The 19645-nt window shown below is 60.6% G+C and carries 16 protein-coding genes and 1 pseudogene; 14 read left to right on the forward strand and 3 right to left on the reverse strand.

The genetic code is table 11. The features are described 5' to 3' along the window. The first annotated feature begins 411 nt into the window (after positions 1-411). The 6 genes and pseudogenes from P5W99_RS31465 (at position 412) to panD (ending at position 5406) form a co-directional block, all read left to right on the forward strand. The gene (locus P5W99_RS31465; protein WP_434666199.1) at positions 412-1281 is read left to right on the forward strand and encodes an IclR family transcriptional regulator; all 870 of its coding nucleotides are present in this window, start codon (positions 412-414) and stop codon (positions 1279-1281) included. Positions 1282-1288: 7 nt separating this feature from the next. Beyond that, entirely contained in the window at positions 1289-2077 is a 789-nt protein-coding gene (locus tag P5W99_RS31470) for an IclR family transcriptional regulator (RefSeq protein ID WP_434666201.1), read from the forward strand. Between the two features lie 320 nt (positions 2078-2397). Next, the gene (locus tag P5W99_RS31475) at positions 2398-3153 is read left to right on the forward strand and encodes an IclR family transcriptional regulator (protein ID WP_434666204.1); all 756 of its coding nucleotides are present in this window, start codon (positions 2398-2400) and stop codon (positions 3151-3153) included. A 59-nt stretch (positions 3154-3212) separates the two neighbouring features. Continuing rightward, a pseudogene (locus P5W99_RS31480) lies at positions 3213-3380 on the forward strand (helix-turn-helix domain-containing protein); the annotation flags it as partial. A gap of 39 nt (positions 3381-3419) precedes the next feature. After that, positions 3420-3995, forward strand: coding sequence for an IclR family transcriptional regulator (locus P5W99_RS31485; protein WP_434666584.1), 576 nt, complete (start codon positions 3420-3422; stop codon positions 3993-3995). A 1024-nt stretch (positions 3996-5019) separates the two neighbouring features. Then, on the forward strand, positions 5020-5406 hold the full coding sequence (gene panD / locus P5W99_RS31490; protein ID WP_434666207.1) for an aspartate 1-decarboxylase: 387 nt from the start codon (positions 5020-5022) through the stop codon (positions 5404-5406). Positions 5407-6564: 1158 nt separating this feature from the next. On the opposite strand, the gene P5W99_RS31495 is transcribed toward panD, so the two are convergent. Together P5W99_RS31495 and P5W99_RS31500 are read right to left on the reverse strand one after the other, a co-directional pair. Continuing rightward, positions 6565-9981 carry an adenylate/guanylate cyclase domain-containing protein gene (locus P5W99_RS31495; RefSeq protein WP_434666210.1) on the reverse strand — a complete coding sequence of 1139 codons (3417 nt, stop codon included), beginning with the start codon at positions 9979-9981 and terminating at the stop codon, positions 6565-6567. A gap of 1224 nt (positions 9982-11205) precedes the next feature. Then, positions 11206-11568 (reverse strand): helix-turn-helix domain-containing protein, encoded by a 363-nt coding sequence (locus P5W99_RS31500; RefSeq protein ID WP_434666212.1) that lies wholly within the window; start codon positions 11566-11568, stop codon positions 11206-11208. Between the two features lie 165 nt (positions 11569-11733). On the opposite strand from P5W99_RS31500, the gene P5W99_RS31505 reads away from it, so the two are divergent. The 8 genes from P5W99_RS31505 (at position 11734) to P5W99_RS31540 (ending at position 18175) form a co-directional block, all read left to right on the forward strand. Beyond that, positions 11734-12264, forward strand: a complete 531-nt coding sequence (locus P5W99_RS31505; RefSeq protein ID WP_434666215.1) for a hypothetical protein — start codon at positions 11734-11736, stop codon at positions 12262-12264. Between the two features lie 30 nt (positions 12265-12294). Next, the gene (locus P5W99_RS31510) at positions 12295-12432 is read left to right on the forward strand and encodes a hypothetical protein (RefSeq protein WP_434666218.1); all 138 of its coding nucleotides are present in this window, start codon (positions 12295-12297) and stop codon (positions 12430-12432) included. 6 nt (positions 12433-12438) lie between these two features. Beyond that, entirely contained in the window at positions 12439-12819 is a 381-nt protein-coding gene (locus P5W99_RS31515) for an HAD domain-containing protein (protein WP_434666221.1), read from the forward strand. A 562-nt stretch (positions 12820-13381) separates the two neighbouring features. Then, positions 13382-13900, forward strand: a complete 519-nt coding sequence (locus P5W99_RS31520) for a hypothetical protein (protein WP_434666224.1) — start codon at positions 13382-13384, stop codon at positions 13898-13900. A 101-nt stretch (positions 13901-14001) separates the two neighbouring features. After that, a complete protein-coding gene (locus P5W99_RS31525) occupies positions 14002-15042 on the forward strand; it encodes a helix-turn-helix domain-containing protein (RefSeq protein WP_434666227.1) in 1041 nt (346 codons plus the stop codon). 118 nt (positions 15043-15160) lie between these two features. Next, positions 15161-15607 carry a hypothetical protein gene (locus P5W99_RS31530; RefSeq protein ID WP_434666230.1) on the forward strand — a complete coding sequence of 149 codons (447 nt, stop codon included), beginning with the start codon at positions 15161-15163 and terminating at the stop codon, positions 15605-15607. Between the two features lie 1215 nt (positions 15608-16822). Then, positions 16823-17194 (forward strand): TIR domain-containing protein, encoded by a 372-nt coding sequence (locus P5W99_RS31535; RefSeq protein ID WP_434666232.1) that lies wholly within the window; start codon positions 16823-16825, stop codon positions 17192-17194. Between the two features lie 9 nt (positions 17195-17203). Next, positions 17204-18175: a caspase family protein gene (locus P5W99_RS31540; protein ID WP_434666235.1), complete on the forward strand. Its 972-nt coding sequence runs from the start codon at positions 17204-17206 to the stop codon at positions 18173-18175. Positions 18176-18460: 285 nt separating this feature from the next. On the opposite strand, the gene P5W99_RS31545 is transcribed toward P5W99_RS31540, so the two are convergent. Next, positions 18461-19030, reverse strand: coding sequence for a hypothetical protein (locus P5W99_RS31545; RefSeq protein ID WP_434666238.1), 570 nt, complete (start codon positions 19028-19030; stop codon positions 18461-18463). Positions 19031-19645: the final 615 nt, after the last annotated feature.

Genomic DNA, 19645 nt, shown 5'->3' on the forward strand with positions numbered 1-19645 from the left:
AGGCGAATCGCATAGGGTTAGTGAGAATGCCCGAATTTGCCCGCAGATCGCTCTGGACGGAAATTTGAGCTGGTCTCCAGTCGCCGCCTCGTGGGTGCTGAAGCGAGGTGATCATTTGTTCCGTACTATGATCGTACGATTGATTCGTGGGATAGCGCTCGATCGGGTGCAACGCACGAATTTTCCAGTGCTGCCAACGCTTGGACGCCAGTCCGCTATTTCAAAGTACGGAACTGGTAGGTCGGGTTTGTTGACGTGCTCTCGCATGTCTCCTGTAATGCAGAGAACCGCGGCCAGCGTGGAAGTCCTTAATCCTGCCAACAGGTGGAGCAGAGTAGTTGCCATCCCTGACGCTGGCCGCCACATCAGATGGCCAAATTCCATGGCCAGTGGAGACAGACGGAGCGATCGATGTCGTTACAGACAAACGAGGCGTCACCATCCCAACGCGTGCAGTCGGAAGCGAACTGGGACATGGCAGAAAAGGAGGGCGGCGGCGGCATCGAGCGCGCGCGTGGCGACCGCACGATGGTTGTTCCGCTCGCGCGCAGTCTCGCGATTCTTGCTGCCTTCTCGCCGAACGAATCGTGGCTTGGCAATCAGGATCTGGTGCTCGAAACAGGCATTCCCGCGCCGACGATTTCACGCATGGCGCGCTCACTCGTCACGCTCGGGTACCTGCATTATTCGCCCACGCGACGCAAGTATAGGCTTGCCGCCCCCGTACTCTCACTCGGCTACGCGGCGATCGCCCATTCAAGCGTCCAGCGGCTCGCACGTCTTGAGATGCAGTCGTTTGCGAACACGAACGATACCTACGTCATGTTAGGCACACGTGACCGGCTGGACGTGATCGTGCTCGAAACATGTTCGAGTTCCAGACAGTCGGTTGATCTGAAGCTCCATGCGGGCACGCGCCTGCGCATCGCCTCTTCACCGATGGGCTGGGCGATGCTTGCAGCCCTGCCTGAGCTCGAACGGTTTTACCTGCTCAACAACGTCGAGCGTAAGAGTGGGCGGGACTGGCCGCATTTGAGACGGCGTGTTGGCGAAGGAATTTCACAGGTGCACAACACTGGATATTGCATGTCGCTGGGCGAGTGGGAACCCGACCTCACGATACTCGCCACACCACTCGTTATCCAGGATCACACGCCGCTTGTGCTGGCCTGCGTTGGCCAGAGCGCGCGGCTTGGGCGTGCGCGCGTCGAGCGCGAACTCGGCCCCCGGCTTGTGGCCGTCGCGCAAAGCTTGCAGGAGCGGGCGTTGTTCGCCGAGTGACTCAGCCATGAACGTGACGGATACGCACAAGGACGTGACACTTACTGTCGAGCGCGGACTAGAAGTGCTGCGCGCTTTTCGCGCGGCGCGTGCACCGCTGTCAAATGCGGAGCTCGTGAGACGCACAGGCTTTCCCAAGGCGACCGTGTCGCGGTTAACGACGACGCTGATCGCTATCGGCTATTTGCGCAGGGTGGGCGGCGGCCGGCAGTTCGAGCTAAGCGCGGGAGCGCTAAGCATCGGAAACGCCTATCTGGAGGCGAACCCTTTCACGCGCATCGTCAATCCGTTCATCCAGAAGCTTGCCGACAAGCTCGATTTGTCAGTCGCACTTGCGGTCCCACATCGTCTCGACATGATCTATATCGCGTGGTGCGCGAGCGCAAGGATTGCAACGCTGCGCTTGGGCGTTGGTTCGCTGCTGCCGATGGAGTCAACCTCGGTGGGACGTGCTTATCTGTATGCGCTACAGCCGGCGCAGCGCGAATGGCTTGTCGCTGCGCTGCTAGAGGCCGCAGGCGATCACGCTGAGAGCGTGCGCCGGAACCTCGAAGTTGCGTTTGCGGATCTCAGGGAGTCGGGCGTGTGCATGTCAGTGGGCGAATATCAGCGCAACGCATACGGGATCGCTCTGCCAATCGTGGTCGGTCGTTCGAACACGCTCATGACGCTGAATTGCGGCGCAATCGAACTCGATCCGGATATGAATGTGATCCGCAAGCGCGTAATCCCAGAACTGAAGGCGACGGCCAGCAAGCTTATGAAGGAGCTCGCGGACGTCGACTGCGAGCTGTAAGTGTTGACGCACGCCTCCGGTCAGCTGGGTGTCTGTACGGATTCTTCCTGGAAGCCGCCGTGTCATCGACTTGGTCTGTGGGCAACTGCGGGAACTCGCGGAGCGCGCAAAGTCCCGATTCCGCACCCCCGGAGGGTAAAATAGCCAAAATTAATCTGTCCGCAGTCTCATAGGCTATCGGGGCAAATCAGGCAGGAGGTCACGTGTCTTCGGGGAGGTCCTTGACGCCGCATACTAGCGGGCGATCACGCAATGGCCCTCACGGCGTGGATACGGCTTGGCCAAAGCCGCCGCAGGAAAGGCGGCCGGAAAGCCATGCAATGGTCATGCCGCTCGCGCGCGGTTTGTCGATCCTCTCTGCTTTCGGCCCAGAAAGGCAGTGGTGGAGCAACCAGGAAATCGCGCAACAGACGGGTATTCCCGCACCGAGCGTGCTGCGTCTGCTGCGTTCGTTGGTCGCGCTAGGCTATCTTTACCATGATGCGTCGAGCCGAAAATACGCGCTGGCGCCTGCCTCGCTCGCGCTCGGTTATGCCGCCGTTGTCGATCCCGAGGTCATGCGGTTCGCGAGCGCCGAAATGCACAGGTTCGCCGAGGCCACGGACACCTATCTGCTCCTTGGCACACGGGACAGACTCGACATCATTATTCTCGATACGCAAACCGGCAGCCACGCGATGCTCGATCTGCGGCTATTTCCGGGCATGCGCATGCAGATTGCCTATTCGCTGATGGGATGGGCGCTGCTTTCGGCGCTGCCGGATGAGGAGCGTCACTATCTGCAAGCGCAGGTGGAGAGCAGCGCGGGGAGCGACTGGCCACCAACGATACGGCGGCGCATGAACGAAAAGATCAAGCAGGTGCGTGAGCTGGGCTTCTGCATGTTGCATGGCGAGTGGGAGCCCGAACTTGCCTGCGTGGCCGCACCTGTCTGTATTACCGGTCGTTCACCGCTGGTGCTAGGTTGTGTCGGGCGTACCTCGCGCATGGCGCAGCTGCGCATGGAGCTGGAACTGGGGCCGCTGCTCGTCGCCACCGCACAGAGGCTCCGCGAGCGACTATCGACGCGCAAGTAGCCCGTATCGCACGTGATCTGTAACCCCCGACAACCTTGCTGTATCAAACGGGAATCTCGATGCCTCATGCCCCTCAGGTGACTTTGACGCTCGAGCGAGGCCTCCAGCTGCTGCGGGCGTTCCATGCCGTTCGCGCGCCACTTACCAATGGGGAGCTCGCAAGTCGCACAGGACTGTCGCGCTCGGTGGTCTCTCGCCTTACGGCGACGCTCATTCACGAAGGGTTCATCCGCCGTGTCGCGGGTGGTCCTAAATTCGAACTGGCCATGAGCGTATTTGGTATCGGTCAATCATACTTGGCGACCAATCCCGTCACTCAGTTGGCGCAGCCGCTTATGCAGCGGCTGGCTGACCAGCTTGGGGTTTCTGTGGCACTGGCCGTACCTGACCAGTTGGAGATGCTTTATATCGCGTACCGATTTGCCGCACGAGTCTCTACGCTGCAACTAGGAGCCGGCTCGCTGTTGCCGATGGGCACAACGGCCATCGGCAGAGCGTGGCTTGGAGCCTTGCCCGCAACTGAGCGCCGTAAGTACGTCGCGCAGTTACTGGAGAAGGCCGGTCCGCAGGCTGGAGCGCAGAGGAGGTCAATCGAAGCGGCATGGGACGATTTGCACGCAACGGGCGTCTGCATGGCGGTCGGGGAGTATCAACGGAATGCTTGGGGAATTGCATTGCCTGTCAGGCTGAAGCGCGCGCAGATTTCGATGGCGATGAGTTGCGGTGCGGTCGAGGTGGGGCTGGACATTGACGCAGTCCGAAGTCGCACGGTGCCGGTGCTTAAGCAGGCCGCTGCAGAACTGGAAGCGCTGCTGGTCGCTGTCGAGTTCAAAGCGCCATAGCCAAAATACCCGCGCTCGGCTGTCGCGCTAGTGACTAGGAAACGCTAGCAAAATGACTCGCGAGGAGCATTAGCCCTTCGTGTGTGCTCGGTAACATTAGCGCTATGTGTTATGTCCATCATTCTCAACGTGCTTCGTTCGCTGTCGCGATCGCCAAGATGCCCACGAATTTTCATTGTTGCTTGACGCGTGTCGCCCTGGCAGCTCGGCTGCGGCGGTGGCTTTGGTGTCCACCGCATGCACGGTGTATCCACGCAGACTAATTTGATTCGGCTCTCGTCGGCTCACCCGATGTGTCTTGAGAATGCCGAGTTCGAGTGCGGGCGACGCCCGCGCGGCGGTATCCGGCTCGGGTGCTGCGCATAAGGCTCGACGGAGAGCATGCCGGCCGGGCATGCGAGTAGCACGTCGATGCAGGCCATCGGGTTCGAGCAGTTTCACAGATGGAATGAAAAGTTTCATATCTGAATTGCAATGCGATCAATGACGGGCTCCGGGCCTTGGCAGATGTGGGCTACCGCTTGCGTGTTCTCCATGGCGCAATCCTTGCTTTATTCAGGCTGATTGGGGATCTGGGTACTCGCGAGGGTGGCCTATAGATCAACGAATAAGTCTGATCTTTAATATTTAGGATGGTGAATCAAAATGATTGATGAAGATGAATCGAGACTGTCGTTTTTTGCAAGCAACGCGGGCGACAACCCTCATCCTGACGGTGTAATACCTGGCAGGACAGCACGTGGCATCAACGCGGGCCCAAATTGGGCTTGGGCTACCCCGCAGGGTCAATATGACTGGATGGATTCAAATGCGCCTTTCACTGATCCTGTGTAATTGTTTGGATATCCATCCATCATTTGTATTGGTTCATCCCGAGTTTCTCCTTGGAAGCTACATTCAGGGCGCTCCAAGTAAGCAACGTAGTGTCACCTGCTGCGTTGTGCAATTCAAGATCAGTTCGTTCCCGTCAGTCTTCCGGTTAGGAAGCTGACCGAACACTCCTTAGCTTCAAAAGGTAATTCACATGCAACGCAATATGCTCAAGTCAAAGATCCATCGCGCAGCTGTGACCCACTGCGAACTTCACTACGAAGGATCGTGCGCCATCGACGAAGATCTGCTGGACGCGGCCGGGATCGTCGAGAACGAACGAATCGATGTCTGGAACATCAACAACGGTGAACGTTTCTCCACATATGCCATCAAGGGCGAACGAGGAAGCGGCATGATTTCGCTCAATGGTTCGGCCGCAAGAAGGGCACAGCTCGGAGACCTGGTAATCATCGCAGCGTTTGCGCTGGTTGACGAGACCGAGCTCGCTGCGGGCTGGCGCCCGAAGCTGGTGTTTGTTGACGAGGCAAACACGGTGAAGGGCAGCCGTGATCATGTGCCGACCCAGAACTGGTCCTGAACATACTCGACCTGCCGGATTGTTGGAAGGTTTTGCTAGCCGTGGGGAGGCCCAAGGTGAGCTGGGGGGTACGTCCATCCTTTGCAAGTTCTAGCCGCGAGGCTTGACGAGCTGACGCCAGGCAGGCCCGATGGCCTCCGATTCGACGAGATAGGGCCCGGCAGGTAACGTCACAATCCTGGGTCCCGAATGGTATTCCTGCTTTTACGGTGCCAGCGGTACTGGCTGTTGTAATGGTGGTGCGGATTCAGTAGTGCAGTGGCTGAGGGCTTCGGCGCGCAGCGGATTGGCCCGTGGTGGCGAACCGATCGCCGTTCAGTTCGAAGTACGGAACGGCAATGCGATCAGCGTTGACGTTGGCGGTCGACGAATCGCACGATGGACACATGAACGAACCCGCTGTCGTGGCAGGGTAGTGGAGAGCAGGGAGATGTGGGTGGAGACGGTTCGAAATTCGTTGCGCGAGGTAGTGGAGCGTTGGCTGATGCCAAGCCATGCAGTGCCGTTCCGGGTTCGCTCGTTGCGCAATGCGGCGCGAGGTCGTTGTGTTCGGGTGGAGGCGCGCGCACCTTGCGGCGATATCACCATCTGTTTTTTTCGGCACGACGATGGCACATGGCGCGTCTTTCCGCCGTTGCCGCGCCGTCTGACGATGCGCGTCGTGTGATCCGAGCGATGGTGGCTCCGTTCGCACGCGGTCTTGCAATTTTCGCGGCATAAACCGTAGCGCATCAAACAGAAACCAGCCCTCGTGCCTTCAGAATGATCAACCCGTTGAACTCAGCAGTAGCGCAGGATTGGATCGTCGAATTCACGCCGGACTACCGCGTCGTCACTCGTTTGTCGTCGAACAGGCTGGGACGCAGATCGCAGAAAACGGATATTCGTCGTCCCGAACGGAACACAGGAATTGTCGTCGGATTTTACCGTCTCCTGCTGCAGTGGAATGTCACTCAACCGGGCTTTCCGCGACCCGATTCCGTAGTCTTGAAGAAGAATTCGAGTCGACGGAAAAGTATCCAAAATGCAGTCGACGCACGCAGACGGGTTGCTGCCAGAAGCACGCGTGTGAAATATCGAACTTCTGCCGTAGCCTGTGGCATGTGTTGCGCGATTGGGTGTGGGTGAGTTTCGTGTACAACCGCTATGATCCTGGTGCTAGGCACTCGCCTCATTCGCCATCTCGCCAAGCAGCACCTTCGCTTGCCGCATGTCGGCAGTGTCTGCACCTTCAGTGAAGACATCGTATGCTCCACGCAGCACGCTGCTGGCTTTCCCTGACTTGCCCTGTGTTCGCCACAGGCGTGCCAGGCTAATCGCTGCGCGCAACTGTAGCGATGTCGCGCGTTGGTCGGCAGCAATCGCAATTGCCTTCTGAAAGCATGCTTCTGCCTGTTGCTGGTCGATCGAATCGCGTGTTCGACCGCTCGAAGGCGCAAGGATCAGTTCGCCCTTGAGGCGATGCAGTTCTGCTTCGTGAAAGCGCTCTCCAGTCTTTTCAACCAGAGTCAACGCGTCGGCCAGCACGGCGAGGCCGTCGGCAGCTCGTCCGATACGCCTGCATGCCGCGGCACGCAGAGCCAGAAAGTAGGAGTGTGACAGCTCGGCACCCGTAGCGAGGTATGCAGAGAGTCCTTGAGTCATCTCTGCGATGCCTTCATTCACGTTGCCCTGTTCGATCAGCGACGAGCCGCGCAGGATCGTTGCCCACGCAAGGTAGTACGGAAAACCCTGTTCGGTCGAGAGCGTGATAGCCGCCTCGGCAAACTCCTGTGCCGATTGTGGTTCCAGCATGAGCAGGCGCAGCATCGCCGCAGCAACAAGCGAAAACGCCAGCCCAAACGGGTGAGCACCCTTATGGGCGAGAGAAAGGGCCTCCCGGCTTCGCTCATTGGCCCGATCGGGATAGCCCAGATACCACTGGGTCAATGAAGCGATGCTCAATGTGCGCACACCGGGATCCATGCCATAGACGAAGGCGTGAGCATGATGCTGTCCGGAGACGTAAAGTGCACGCAGTTGTTCCTGATGCTGACACGCAGTACTAAAGTCGCCTTGAAAGAACACGCTCGATCCCAGCGCACTATGTGCCTCGACCAGCAAATCCGGATCGTGCGCATTGCGCGCGATCCGCAATAGCCGTTCACCGAGCTCGCGCGAAGTCACGTAATTCGCACGCAATGAATAGTAGGTCCGCAGACCGAATTGCGCCGGAAAGAGCTGCGCGCTGTCGCCGATCTGTTCGCACAGCGCCAGCGCGCGAGTATACGTGGCTTCCACTTCCGGCGAAGCGTAACCTCGGGCCGCCATCAGCGCTGGGCCAAGCGAGAGCCGGAGTGCCAGTTCCTGACGTGTGCGCTCAGGCGTGTCGGGCAAACGGTCAAGTAGCGCGAGAGCCGTCTGGAATTGCCGCATCGCATCGAGACTGGCCGTGCGCTCCATGGCCTGTTGGCCCGCGCGGTGCAGGTATTCCACGGCCTTCTGCGAATTGCTGCTAAGACTGTAGTGATGCGCCAGCTCACTGCAATGCTCGTTGAGCCGGTCAGCGTAGAGGGCTTCGATGGCTCGCGCGGTGCGCTCGTGCAGCAGACTGCGCTGGTCGGAGAGCAGGGAGCTTGCGGCGACCTCCTGCGTCAGTGCATGCTTGAAGGTGTACTCGACCTCTGGGAAAGCCGGCCGCTCGTAGATAAACTCCGCGGCGGCGAGGCGCGTGAGCAGACGCCGCAACTCGTCTTCCGTTTGTTCGACGACCTTCCGGATCAAACTCCAGGGAAACTCCTTGCCGATAATCGCCAGCTGTTGCAGCAACGCCTTTTCCGCGATCGGCAACCGGTCCATCCGGGACGCCAGCACACCATGCACCGTAGTTGGAATGTGCAACTCGGCAGGCGTCCTCGCAATCTGGTAATGGCCGGACACGCCGAGCAACGCGCCTTCTTCGACAAAAGTCTGGACCACCTCTTCCATGAAGAACGGGTTGCCTTCCGTTTTCTCCAGAATGCGTTCCTTCAGCAGCAGGAGGCCGGGGCCATCACCCAGTAGTTCACTGAGCAGGTCTTGCGCCTCGGCAGGGCCAAGTGCGTCCAGCCTCATCTGGCTGTAGTTGTCCTTGTCGCGCCAGGCCGGGCAGTAGTCTGGACGAAAGTTCAGGAGCAGGATGATCCGCGCGCTCGCCACGTGCTCGATGAGAAACGCGAGGAATGCTTCGGTCTCGCTGTCCAGCCATTGCAGATCCTCGAACAGCAATTGCACCGGCTGGTTCTGGCTCTCACGCTCGATTAGCCGCTTGATCGCGTCAAACGTCCGGTCTCGCCTGATTCGTGGGTCCATCGTCGCGACCGTCGAATCCACCTCGCCGGCGCCCAATAGATACAGGAAGTAGGGCACCACATCTTCGAGGCTGCGCTCGAGCGTCAAAACGCGTCCGGTGACCTTTTCGCGACACCGCCGTTCGTCGTCCTGCGTGGTGATCTGGAAGTAATTCCGCAAGAGTTCGATGAGTGGCAAATAGGGGAACGCTTTGCCGTGGGAGACCGAGAACGTCTCGAGAATCAGGCAGCCGCGCTGCGAGCGCTCCTTGAACTCATGAAACAGGCGCGACTTCCCGACGCCGGCCTGACCCACCACACCGACGATTTGCCCATGGCCCGCGGTCGTCTGGTGGAGCGCGGAGTGCAACCGCTTCAGTTCGTCCGTCCGGCCCACGAACCGGGCGAAACCTCGATGTGCCGCCAATTGCAGGCGGGTGCGCAGCGCACCAAGGCCAATCAGCTCGAAGACTTCCAGCGGCTCCTGAATGCCTTTGATCTGGGTCGCACCCAACGCCTTGAACTCGAAGTACCCCACATTCAACCTGTATGTGGATTCGCTGACGAGTACTGAGGAGAGTGCGGCGATCGTCTGCATGCGCGAGGCGATGTTGATGGTGTGCCCGACCGGATCGTAATCCGTGCGCAGATCGTCCTTGCGGATCGAGCGCACCACGACCTCACCGGTGTGGACGCCCACACGAATCTGCAGCGGAATGCCCTCCTGCAGACGGATACGGTCGGCATGTGTGCGCATCGCTTCCTGCATGCGCAGGGCCGCATACAGCGCCCGTTGAGGATGATCCTCGTGCGCAATTGGCGCGCCGAAAAGCGCCAGGATACCGTCGCCCAGTGATTTCGCTACGAACCCCTCGTAATGATGGACAGCCTCCATCATCAATGCGATGACTGGTTCAATCAGGCGATGGGCATCTTCCGGATCCCGTCCATGGATCAACGCAGTCGAACCGGCCATGTCGGCAAAAAGGGCGGTGATCGTCTTGCGTTCGACCGCGGTTCCTTGCTGGGCTTCGTTGGAAGCCTGCTCGGCGAGAATGCGCTCGGACAGATGGGGGGGCGTGTATTGAATCGGCACCGTGGGCGACGGCTGAAGCATACCGACGGGTGCGCCACATGCACTGCAAAAACGCGCGGTCGCGCTCAGTTCACCTCCGCATCGCGCGCAGATTCGTGCCAGCCTCGTTCCGCACTGTTCGCAGAAATTGGCTCCGGCGGCGTTCTCGAAACCACAATCCGCGCAGCGCATATCGCTTCTCGACTTCGACGGCCCTGCGACCGATTAGACGCCGAATCTACCGGCGCATCAAGGCGCAATCCTCGTCATATAAACGTCTGTGGCCCGTCATTCTGGGGTGTTGGCGCGTCGCAAGATTGGACGGAGTATGCACGAGCCGTCAGCACAGAGGAAAGCCAACTCGACGACACGCTGTTACTGGCACGTGAGCTCTTGCTTGGGATCGCAGCCGATATGCGGGGCCACAAACTGATACGTAGCAGGAGGCGAAGTCGCACGGCGAACGGCCCGACCCGAAGTCGGCGTTCAACCAGATCGGGCCCGGATATGCCGGTGACCGGCAGGCGCAAGGTTTTGGGAACCGCCGGGCTTCCGGCTCGCCTTCGCGCGCCCAACGCGGCCTCGAGGTACGTCAGGCTGAGCGAGTGCCCGGCACGAAGAAAGACACGCGAGTTCATGCAGACGGACGTGGAAGCCGTGATCGTGAGGCTCGCGCAGCGCAAAACTGCAGTGATGCCGTCAGGCAAGCCTGGTCCGGGGTCTGCCAGGGCCCGCTGAATGGACGTAAGCGCCTTGCTGCTTCAAACGCTGGCCTTTACCAACACAGGCGCATGGAACCATGAAAGACATGCGACATCTGTATCTGGCCATGACACCATCGAGGCCGTGCCAGCCGGTTGCCTGCGATTTGAGTTGTAGATGCGTGCTCATACTTTCATGAGTCGAGAAACGCAAGGCGGCTGATGCCAGCGTTTATCCAATGGAGGTTCATTCTTTGCCTTCGGCGGCGCGGAGCTGTGGATGTTTCTGGCTCGCGTGCACTTCGCGCTGGTCGCGTGTATGCAATGCTCCTGTCGTTTCAGAGCGCGCATTGCCGTGCCATACGCTCTCCGCTCTCCACACACGCTACCGGCTAACCTCGTGCGAGGATCGCCTTGCGCGCCAAGAAGCGGGGGCGCGCGCGACCTAAGGTGCAGAGGTAATGATGACTATCGCCGGCGGTTCGCGCCGCGGCTTTAGCTGGGTACACGCCGAGTCGCATCTCTTTTGCGAAGCGAACAGGTTAGTGGCCCTCTACCTGGGAATCGCGCGTTCAAGCATCCGGGGCCTCGGGGCCGGAGATACGAGCATCAGCCTGACAACGGCGAGGGCTCCTTTGGTCTCGCAACGGGCTATCTCTGACGGGGCCTCCTGAACTGGAGGCCGCTCACCGTGTCCGACCGCATCGGTGGTTCACTACTTGCGCTGTGCCCGAGGCTTTGCAAGCTTGGCGCAGACTTCAGACATCAGATGCAGCGCCCACGCACGGTCCTCTGCGTTGAGTTTCTTTAGCTGTTCATTCAGGTTGTCCGTCAAGTCCGGGGCATGTGGGGACGGCGGTGTTAGGAGTGTGGTGACGGACACACCATAAAGATTCGCAAAAGCGATGAGGCGCGGCAGCGTTGGCCAATTGGCGCCGCGCTCCTGCCGGCTGATTGTCTGGGTATCGACGCCCAGCCTGTTGGCGACCTCTTCCTGCGTCAGGGCAGATTGGGTCCTAGCCTTGGCTAATGCTCGCCCCAGCATTTTTGCAAACTTCGCTTCATTAATCGCTGCCACCCTCGCGTCACCTCATGTTGCAAACCAACATGGATCGTGTCCGTAACGGACGCTTCTGGTAACATCACGGGATGTTCAGTGACTAGGCATATGATGTTTAGTTTTCGCGCCGAACGACGACGCACTCGCGCCCTTGGGGGCTTGTCCGCCCGCGAAGCTTTGTGCATGAATTTTGAAATTTGCTCGTGTCGGCGAGCTGGTGATATTGGCTGGTGTTTTATGTTTGTGACGAGTGAAAATAACCGGTTACCGCCATACGCATTGCCGTTCGGCGAAGCGGAGGGCGCTACCGCGTGGACCGCAATCGAGCAGCTGATCCCACGGGACGTGTTGATCCTGCGGGTGTCGCCGGTACGCTCGCGGGTCGTCCCGACAATCGTGATGCTTGACCTGTCCACAACGGCGCCGCACCTGGAGCAGTTCGTCAGCGGGGATGTCGTTCTCCGCGGTGCCGCCGTGCTGAGCACACGATTCGCGCACGAGGTCGACCGGTGGACGCTCGATCCGTTGAGCGAGATCCGTGTAGGGGTCACCGAGCCCGAAAAATATAGTCAGGGCGAACGGCTGATGACGGTGACCCGGTTCACGACCGCGGCGGGGCGCACGTTCTCGGTGCCGTATGCCCTGGCGACGCGCCCGGCGCGCGGCAGGCGGCTCTGGCGCGCGAAGGCGCCAGCCACGCCGGCCCGCGCCTGATCGTGGCTCGCCGTGGATGCGCATCCGGACATGGCTATCGATGAGCCGGACCTGCGGCCGCGTGTGCGGGGCGGCGTCGCGCTGTATCTCGATTTCGACGGGATCCTGCATCCGGAGGACGTGTGGCGCCGGCCGGGCTATGGTCCCTACGTCGCCACGCCGCCATGACATGTCGTGTTCGAACACGCCGGACTGCTGGCGCAGTGTCTCGCACCGTATCCCGCGCTGCGCATCGTGCTGTCCACGAGCTGGGTGCGTGTGTTCCGCAGCGTGCGCAAGGTGGCGCGCCGTCTGCCGCCCGAGCTGCGCTGGCGCGTGGTCGGTGCGACCTTTCATCGCCGGATGGATCCGGGGTGGTTCCGGTCCGTGCCGCGTGGCGTGCAGGTCTGGGGCGACGTGTGCCGGCGGCGCCCCGACGCATGGCTCGCGCTCGACGACGATGACGCGGGTTGGCCGGCGGTGTGCCGGGCTCACCTGGTGCACACCGATCCCGTGCTGGGGATCAGTGCGCTGGCGGTCCTCGCGCAACTGCAGGCGCGGCTCGCCGCGATGTAACGGTCCGCGAAGGGCTGGCCGTGATAATCCGTTGTTATCACGGCCAGCGTGCATGTGCCTCGGCCGGCGCAGCATCCCCTAGAGAGGGCATGGGCTGGCACAGGACCGCCGGCGCTGCCGCCGGCCGGGACGTCCACACAGGTGCTCGCGCGGCGGCGCCTTGCGCTTGCCACCCGAGACGAGGTGATCCGGTCACCCGGTGCGGCATGCTTCCATATCCCGGAGACGTGAGCGTGCTCGCGGGGCCGCTGCGCCGCATCCGCCCGCGCCATCCCGGCACCGCACCGCAGCCTGACCCTGCGGGCGGAGAGGGGCCGGAAGAGGACGGCGATCCGCGACGAGGGCAAACGGAAGGTGGCCCACGATGGAAAGGTCGGGGCGCGGCGACGGGCCCGCACGCGTGCGGGCCAGGCCGCTTCAGTCATGCACGGGAATCCCAGATGGTAGTTCTTGAACGATTGGATGGCGACGGTGGGCCGGCGAGCGTGCGGGTAGGGCGGCCGGAAGCGGGGCGCGACGGATGCGCCGTACGCAACGGCGACGGCGTGAGGCGCGCACGGCCATGACGGATACCCGCTTTCACGGCGCGATGGTCTGGCCGGCGCCGCCCGAGGCGGGCAGCAGCTGGAACAACCGCTATTTTCTCGACACGGAGTTCACGGACTTCCAGCGCTGCCAGCTCATCAGCCTCGGCATCGTGGGCGAGAACGGCTGCGAGTTCTACGGCGAGCGCACCGACTACGATGCCGCGCTATGCAGCGACTTCGTCCGCGCAGTGGTGCTGCCGCAGCTCGGCCGCTTCGAGGGGCGTGCCATGCCGTTTGACCGGCTGCGCGAAGCGCTGCGTGCCTGGCTCGCCGACATTCCGGCCACGTCCGGGCCGGTCCTCTGCTACGACTACGAAACGGACCTGAACCTCCTGCGGTTCCTGCTGGGCGGTCCGCTGCCGCGCGGGTGGACGCTCGAGAACATCGCGGGCCGGCGCGACCGGGAGCGGCGTGCAGTGTATTTCGCGCGGCACGGCGGCGAACACCACGCGCTGCATGACGCGCGGGCGAATGCCTATGCCTTTTCAGGTTGAACGCGGAGGACCTGACGCGGCCGCAGGATCGCCACGTTGTTCCGCCCGGACCGGCGCGACTTACTTCATGAAAACAGTAGGGACTCAGGCAGGAGACCACGATGACCGTGGACCGTGAGTGGATACCGCGATCCGATGCACCGCAGATTGCGCAGCGCCTGCGCGAGCGCCGCGAAGCGTCGGGGATGACGCACGCCGACGTCGCCCGCAAGGCGGGCGTGGCGAAATCGACCTATGTCCACTGGGAGCGCGGCAGGGTGCCCGACACCCTTGCGGCGGCGACAGTGACCGCGCTGGAAGCGGCCCTGCAGGTCCCGCCAGGATGGCTGCTCAGTCAAGGAACGCAGCCGTTGCCGGCCCCCGGGGTCGATGCGGTAGCTGCCGCGAACCGAGAAGGAGCGGGCGATCTCTTGGCGCGAATCCCCCTAGCCCGGTGCCCGGAAGTCGGTGCGCACGCAGGGCGGCTGCGCGGGGAACTCGGCCTGTCCGTTGCGGAAGTGGCGCGCGCCTGCGATGTGTCCCGTTCCACGCTCTTGCAGTGGGAGCGGGGAGCGTTTCCGAAGGCGCTCACGGCACAGCGCCTTCACGCCTGGGAACGTGCACTCCTGCTTGCGCCGGGGCAACTGCTGGCGCCTCCGGCCCCGCATCCCATGGTGATCGATGGCCGGTGGCGCGTGGTCATCGAGGCGCAAACGCTTGAAGCCGCAATTCATCGCGTCGCGGGATGCCTCGCCACCCACGGGCGCAACCTGGTTACGCCGGGGCAGCCGATGGAGAGGGCATCCAGCCGGAATGCCGACCTGCTTGCGTACCGTTATGGAATCGGCGCGTACCGCGGGTCGCTCGTCGACGTCGCCGTCGCGTACGGAATGGCGGCCACGGACGTACGCAAAGCCATGGCGCGCCTGATCGAGCGGGCGGCCCGGTTCGCGTTCGAGATTCCGGTGCTGAATGTCATCGAGAAGGCAGGAGCGGCGGACCTTTCGTCTACGACCACCGTTGCCGGTGACCGCATCCGCGACCTGCTGGGGCCGTCGCTGTCCATGGAACGCGCCGCGGCATTCGCCAGTGAGATTTTGTCCCGGCAGATCGCCGGTGCTGAACTCCGCATGGGGGTGGCCTGCGCCAGTATCCGGAAGTAGGCGAGGAATGTTCCGTTGGGTGCGCAGGCGATCGCGGTTGCCTGTACGAGTCCCCGACCCGGTGCGCGTCCCTGGGACTGCCGCACCGGATGAGCAAGTTATCAAGAAGGAGAGGCGGATGCTTCGAGTCACCATTGAGTTGCTGCCCGGCGGACGGGAAAGCGGAAAGTGTGTCATCGCGACAGCGGATATCGCGCGGGTGAGTGACGGGACGCTCGGGGCACTCGCGGACTACAGGGTGGCCCTGGAAGATGCCGTGCTCGGTGAGGTCGGCGAGCGGGCGATTGTGCGCAGCTATCCGAGGTGGGCGGGCAGTGTGTGGGACCTCGTGGCCCGCTGCCTCGCCGCGGCACTGAATCAGGATACCGAAGCGTTGCCACCGCGACCGGCGAAACCGGACGTGACGGTTCGCACGAACGACGCGGGCTTCCGCTACGTGCGTCTGGACGAAATCCCCGAGCCGACCCGAACGTTCTTCGACCAGAAGCTCGCCGGTTCAGGCATTCCCGATCACGGTTGCGCTTACGCGCACGACTGGTTCGACTTTCTCAACGGCCAGCGCTGATAGGAGTCGATCAGCGCAGACTTCAGGGGCGAGATGCGTGGCAGCGCGGATGACGACGAGGGTGGACATGCACAAGAGCTACCCATGCACCGCACCCATTACATTGTCCTTTGCCTCGCATGGGGCTACCGGTCAGATCCTGAAGCACAGCAGCAGGAGAGCCATCTGTGCGCGCCTCGCGGGATTTGCTAAATCTTAGCGAAAACGGCATGTTTAGCTGAACAGTTAAAGTGCGGATCAGCACCTGGATGCGAGCTCGCCCTCAGGCCACGTTTCGGATCGAGTGCCGACGTCTATGTGGGGTCAGCCGTTCAGCCGACGTACAGGGCACGCTGCGGTCGTGCGGTGTTCTCAGTTACCCTCGCGCGAGCACCCTCACGGCCAGTCGCGCTGCCGGGCGCACATTGGCTGAAAACTAAGTGATCCGGACATCAAGCCGAATTCTCACGGACAGCTGCTCGGCCTTCCCTGCAATTCGGGCGGGCTGGGTTCCGCGGTTGCAATGTGGCAGATTACTGACGGTCGCGGCATCGAGCAGGTCAGGCTCGCTATGGCAGCCACACAGCACGTGATGTTGTTCCCGTACAGCAACTAAGGGCAGCACGCTTGGGTGGTGTTATTTGGGGTCGCATAGAAACACAACATGTTGTGGCGCACCATTATTTTCTTATCCTATTTAGTGCGCAGAGTTAACCTCAGACGGTTCGTTTGCGGTAGAGTTTACGTGTGGTTGCACAACGATGTAAGAACTGCGGGGTGACGCCACTTGGTCAGCCGCCGAAATCTTGCTGAGCAAGGCGACTGTTTCTTGGGTAGTGCGCGACAGTATGTTGGCAACTCGCTGGCGTTGATCTGTCACGTGTAATTAGGAGTATTAAGTAATGACCGAGAAACTAAAACCCGGGCAAATCGCGCCAAGATCTGGCGAGTATGGAATTGTGGGTCCGCGAGGCGGTCAGACCGGGGATGAGCGGACGGCGGTGAAAGGCAAGCCTATGCCGCCTACGCCAAAGTCGGGGCAGAGCTATACGATGGACCGCCCGGCCCACAATGGCGCGGGCAAGCCCAGAAAGTAAGTGTCTCCCGCGGAGACGAGCTCCATCAAGGGCTCGTCTCCCTTGATCAAGACGAAACATTTCAAGCATAGGCGAGCCTTCCCGCCAGCCGTCATACGACTACGGTCGAGGATTTTTCGACCCATTGAATGGAGCACTAATGGCCGACAAGAAAGTGATTTTCGTGGCGTTTGCAATCGAGGACGAGAACCAACGCAACTTCCTCAAGGGGCAGTCCCTGCTTACCAACTCCCCTTTTGAATACATCGACATGTCCGTGAAGGAAGCATATGAAACGGGGTGGAAGGAGAAGGTCCGCACCCGGATCAAGCGGTCAGATGGTGTCATCGTCTTGGTGAGTAAGAACTCGGCCGCATCTACGGGGCAGAAGTGGGAAATCGCGTGCGCCAAAGAGGAGGGCAAGAAGATCCTCGGCATTCGGGCCTATCGCGACGATAACAGCACAATCACTGGAATTACTGTGAAAGACTGGACGTGGGACAACATCAAGGCATTCATCAATTCGCTGTAGGAGTTTGAAATGCGCAAGGCGCTCGTCGTCGGCATCGACTATTACGAACACATCGGCAGTCTAAAGGGCTGCGTCAACGACGCATATGGCGTCAAGACGTTGCTCGAGCGGGATGCAGATGGATCGCCCAATTTCGGAGCGAAGCTCATGACTGCGTCGAGCGATCGTGATGCGATAAGTCGCCGGCAATTGAAGGATGCTGTCCAGGAGCTTTTCAGGTCCAGTGACGAAGTCGCCTTGCTCTACTTCGCTGGCCACGGGCACGTCGAGTCTACGGGTGGCTACATTTGCGGCAGCGATGTGCAAGAGGGAGATGAGGGGCTCGGGCTGCCTGACATTATCGCGATGGCGACCAACTGTCGAGCGCAACACAAAATTATCATTCTCGATAGCTGTCATAGCGGCTCCATTGGAGATGACACTCTCAATCCGGCCGTTGCAGAAATCGCAGAAGGCATGACCATCCTGACTGCATCAAGCAAGGATGAATATGCAAGTGAGGAGAACGGCGGGGGCGTATTCACGAACCTGCTCATTGATGCATTGTCAGGAGCTGCTGCCGATTTGCTGGGGCGAATCACCCCGGGAAGCGTATACGCACATATCGATCAGTCGCTTGGAACGTGGAGCCAACGTCCTGTCTTTAAGACGAACGTGAAAAGCTTTGTGTCGCTGCGGCGGGTGGACCCGCCGATCGACCGCGCCATTCTTCGCCGGTTGCCTGAATTTTTCCCGGCAGCGGAGGCCATGTATCAGCTCGACCCGGCGTTCGAGCCGGAGCAGCCGAGCCCCGGCCCAAATCCTCAGGCCGACTCGCAAAAGACGGCTGTCTTCGCGTTGCTGCAAAAGATGAATAGAGTCGGGCTCCTCGTACCGACGCAGGCTCCCCACATGTACTATGCGGCGATCGAGTCCGATTCTGTTCGCCTTACGGCGCTTGGCGAACACTACCGCCGCTTGGCGTCGAAAGGCCTGATCTGACTATGTCACCATTCGTGCCCGATGAGATTCTCGAGCAGCTTGCCGCAGCTGAGCATGAACGTTGGGCTCACTGGCAACGCTACATGCACGGCAAAGCCATTCGCAACAGCGACGGGAGCTTGACGATCCCAGCCGAACTTGTCAGCTGATGGAAACGCCATACACCGAGCTTACTGAGGACGAGCGGCAGAGCGATCGCGAACAGGTACAGCGCTACTTGCCGTTGCTCGCAAAAAATAGAAAAGCCATAGCACGAGTACGCTACTTGGCCGTCCGAGTTCGCACTCACTTGCTGGAGCGGATCTCGTAGTTCGCAAACGGCAGGAAATGGGCGAGCAAGGCGCGCCACCAGCTGATGTGCGTCACATCCTGCGTCTGGCCTCGGGCCCTGGCTAGCTCGTTTTGGCAAATCCGGACGAGCAGGTTATACACCGGCGGTTCTCCCGATTCAATCTCTCGAATTCGGGCGCTCCACGCGCTCAGTTGGTCCTCTGTGAAGGCACGCTCTCCGACGGCTTCAATCGCTGCTTCCAGCATCTTGAAGCTTGTCGCGAGCTCACTATGTCGACGAGCTCGCTCGGAAAAATCGAAAATCAGCGACGAGAAAGCAAGTATCGCGAATGGCAGAGCGTAAAATGGATGGGTGTCCATGTTCACGAGTTTGACAAACGCCGCGCTGCCAAGAAGAAGCGTGAGGATCTTATCCCAACGGTCAAGAAGACCAAAGAAGCGCTCGCGCTTCCGATGGTAAGCGGTCGAAAGTTCGGCCCGATTGATGATATTGAATCGGCGCGCCCAGAGGTAATCGGCTTGCGAGTCGTCTTGCTGACTCTTTTCCTGGCTCGGGTCGCTCATTGAGAATTCGTTACTTTGACGGCGGCCGCTTTGGGATGGTTACCGGTTGCTGCTGACTCACAACGTAGCCTTGGTTGCTTTCATTGAGCCGTCCGGTGCGGCCAGAGGGCCCGCTCTTGTCGCGCCTGACAGCGCGGTCAGCCGAGTCGCCGACCGGCACTCCACGCTTGTCCCCGCCTTTGTTCTGCTTGTCTGCCATCGCTATATCCAGTTCCGCGCTATTTCGGCACGCGATCCGCCGTTGCGTCGTTCATTGCGCGGGAACACGATGTTGAGCGCCCACGCGCCTTCGAAGCATCGCGTATTCTAATGAAAAATGGATTCGTGCTCCAGTCAAAAATGCCGTGATGCAGACGATATGTTCGCAATACAGGGGACAAGCGACCGAACAAAGCAGACGTGGACGACTTGTATTCGCTCACCTGGGCGCCGCAGTCAAGCCGCTTTCCCTTCCTTGGGTGAGATCGCAGCTAGTCTGGTTCCAGCGATTAACGACCGGTGGGTGCGGGCAGTAGCGATTTGCGGCAGCGACCGGAGGACAGCGTTTACAATTCGCTGTGCAGCAAGCCGCAGGCGGAGAAGCATCGCTTATGGACTTCGCGCGTTTTTCTATCG

The organism is Paraburkholderia sp. A3BS-1L (genome assembly GCF_051125215.1).
Classification (GTDB): Bacteria; Pseudomonadota; Gammaproteobacteria; order Burkholderiales; family Burkholderiaceae; genus Paraburkholderia.

Excerpts from the sequence above, each read along its gene's own strand:
- P5W99_RS31465 (WP_434666199.1), top strand. The coding sequence starts at position 412 with ATGTCGTTACAGACAAACGAGGCGTCACCATCCCAACGCGTGCAGTCG.
- P5W99_RS31525 (WP_434666227.1), top strand. The coding sequence starts at position 14,002 with ATGACCGTGGACCGTGAGTGGATACCGCGATCCGATGCACCGCAGATT.
- P5W99_RS31530 (WP_434666230.1), top strand. The coding sequence starts at position 15,161 with ATGCTTCGAGTCACCATTGAGTTGCTGCCCGGCGGACGGGAAAGCGGA.
- P5W99_RS31520 (WP_434666224.1), top strand. The coding sequence starts at position 13,382 with ATGACGGATACCCGCTTTCACGGCGCGATGGTCTGGCCGGCGCCGCCC.
- P5W99_RS31475 (WP_434666204.1), top strand. The coding sequence starts at position 2,398 with ATGGTCATGCCGCTCGCGCGCGGTTTGTCGATCCTCTCTGCTTTCGGC.
- P5W99_RS31485 (WP_434666584.1), top strand. The coding sequence starts at position 3,420 with ATGAGCGTATTTGGTATCGGTCAATCATACTTGGCGACCAATCCCGTC.
- P5W99_RS31535 (WP_434666232.1), top strand. The coding sequence starts at position 16,823 with ATGGCCGACAAGAAAGTGATTTTCGTGGCGTTTGCAATCGAGGACGAG.
- P5W99_RS31540 (WP_434666235.1), top strand. The coding sequence starts at position 17,204 with ATGCGCAAGGCGCTCGTCGTCGGCATCGACTATTACGAACACATCGGC.
- P5W99_RS31510 (WP_434666218.1), top strand. The coding sequence starts at position 12,295 with ATGGCTATCGATGAGCCGGACCTGCGGCCGCGTGTGCGGGGCGGCGTC.
- P5W99_RS31545 (WP_434666238.1), bottom strand. The coding sequence starts at position 19,030 with ATGAGCGACCCGAGCCAGGAAAAGAGTCAGCAAGACGACTCGCAAGCC.
- P5W99_RS31505 (WP_434666215.1), top strand. The coding sequence starts at position 11,734 with ATGAATTTTGAAATTTGCTCGTGTCGGCGAGCTGGTGATATTGGCTGG.
- P5W99_RS31495 (WP_434666210.1), bottom strand. The coding sequence starts at position 9,981 with ATGCGCTGCGCGGATTGTGGTTTCGAGAACGCCGCCGGAGCCAATTTC.
- panD (WP_434666207.1), top strand. The coding sequence starts at position 5,020 with ATGCAACGCAATATGCTCAAGTCAAAGATCCATCGCGCAGCTGTGACC.
- P5W99_RS31470 (WP_434666201.1), top strand. The coding sequence starts at position 1,289 with ATGAACGTGACGGATACGCACAAGGACGTGACACTTACTGTCGAGCGC.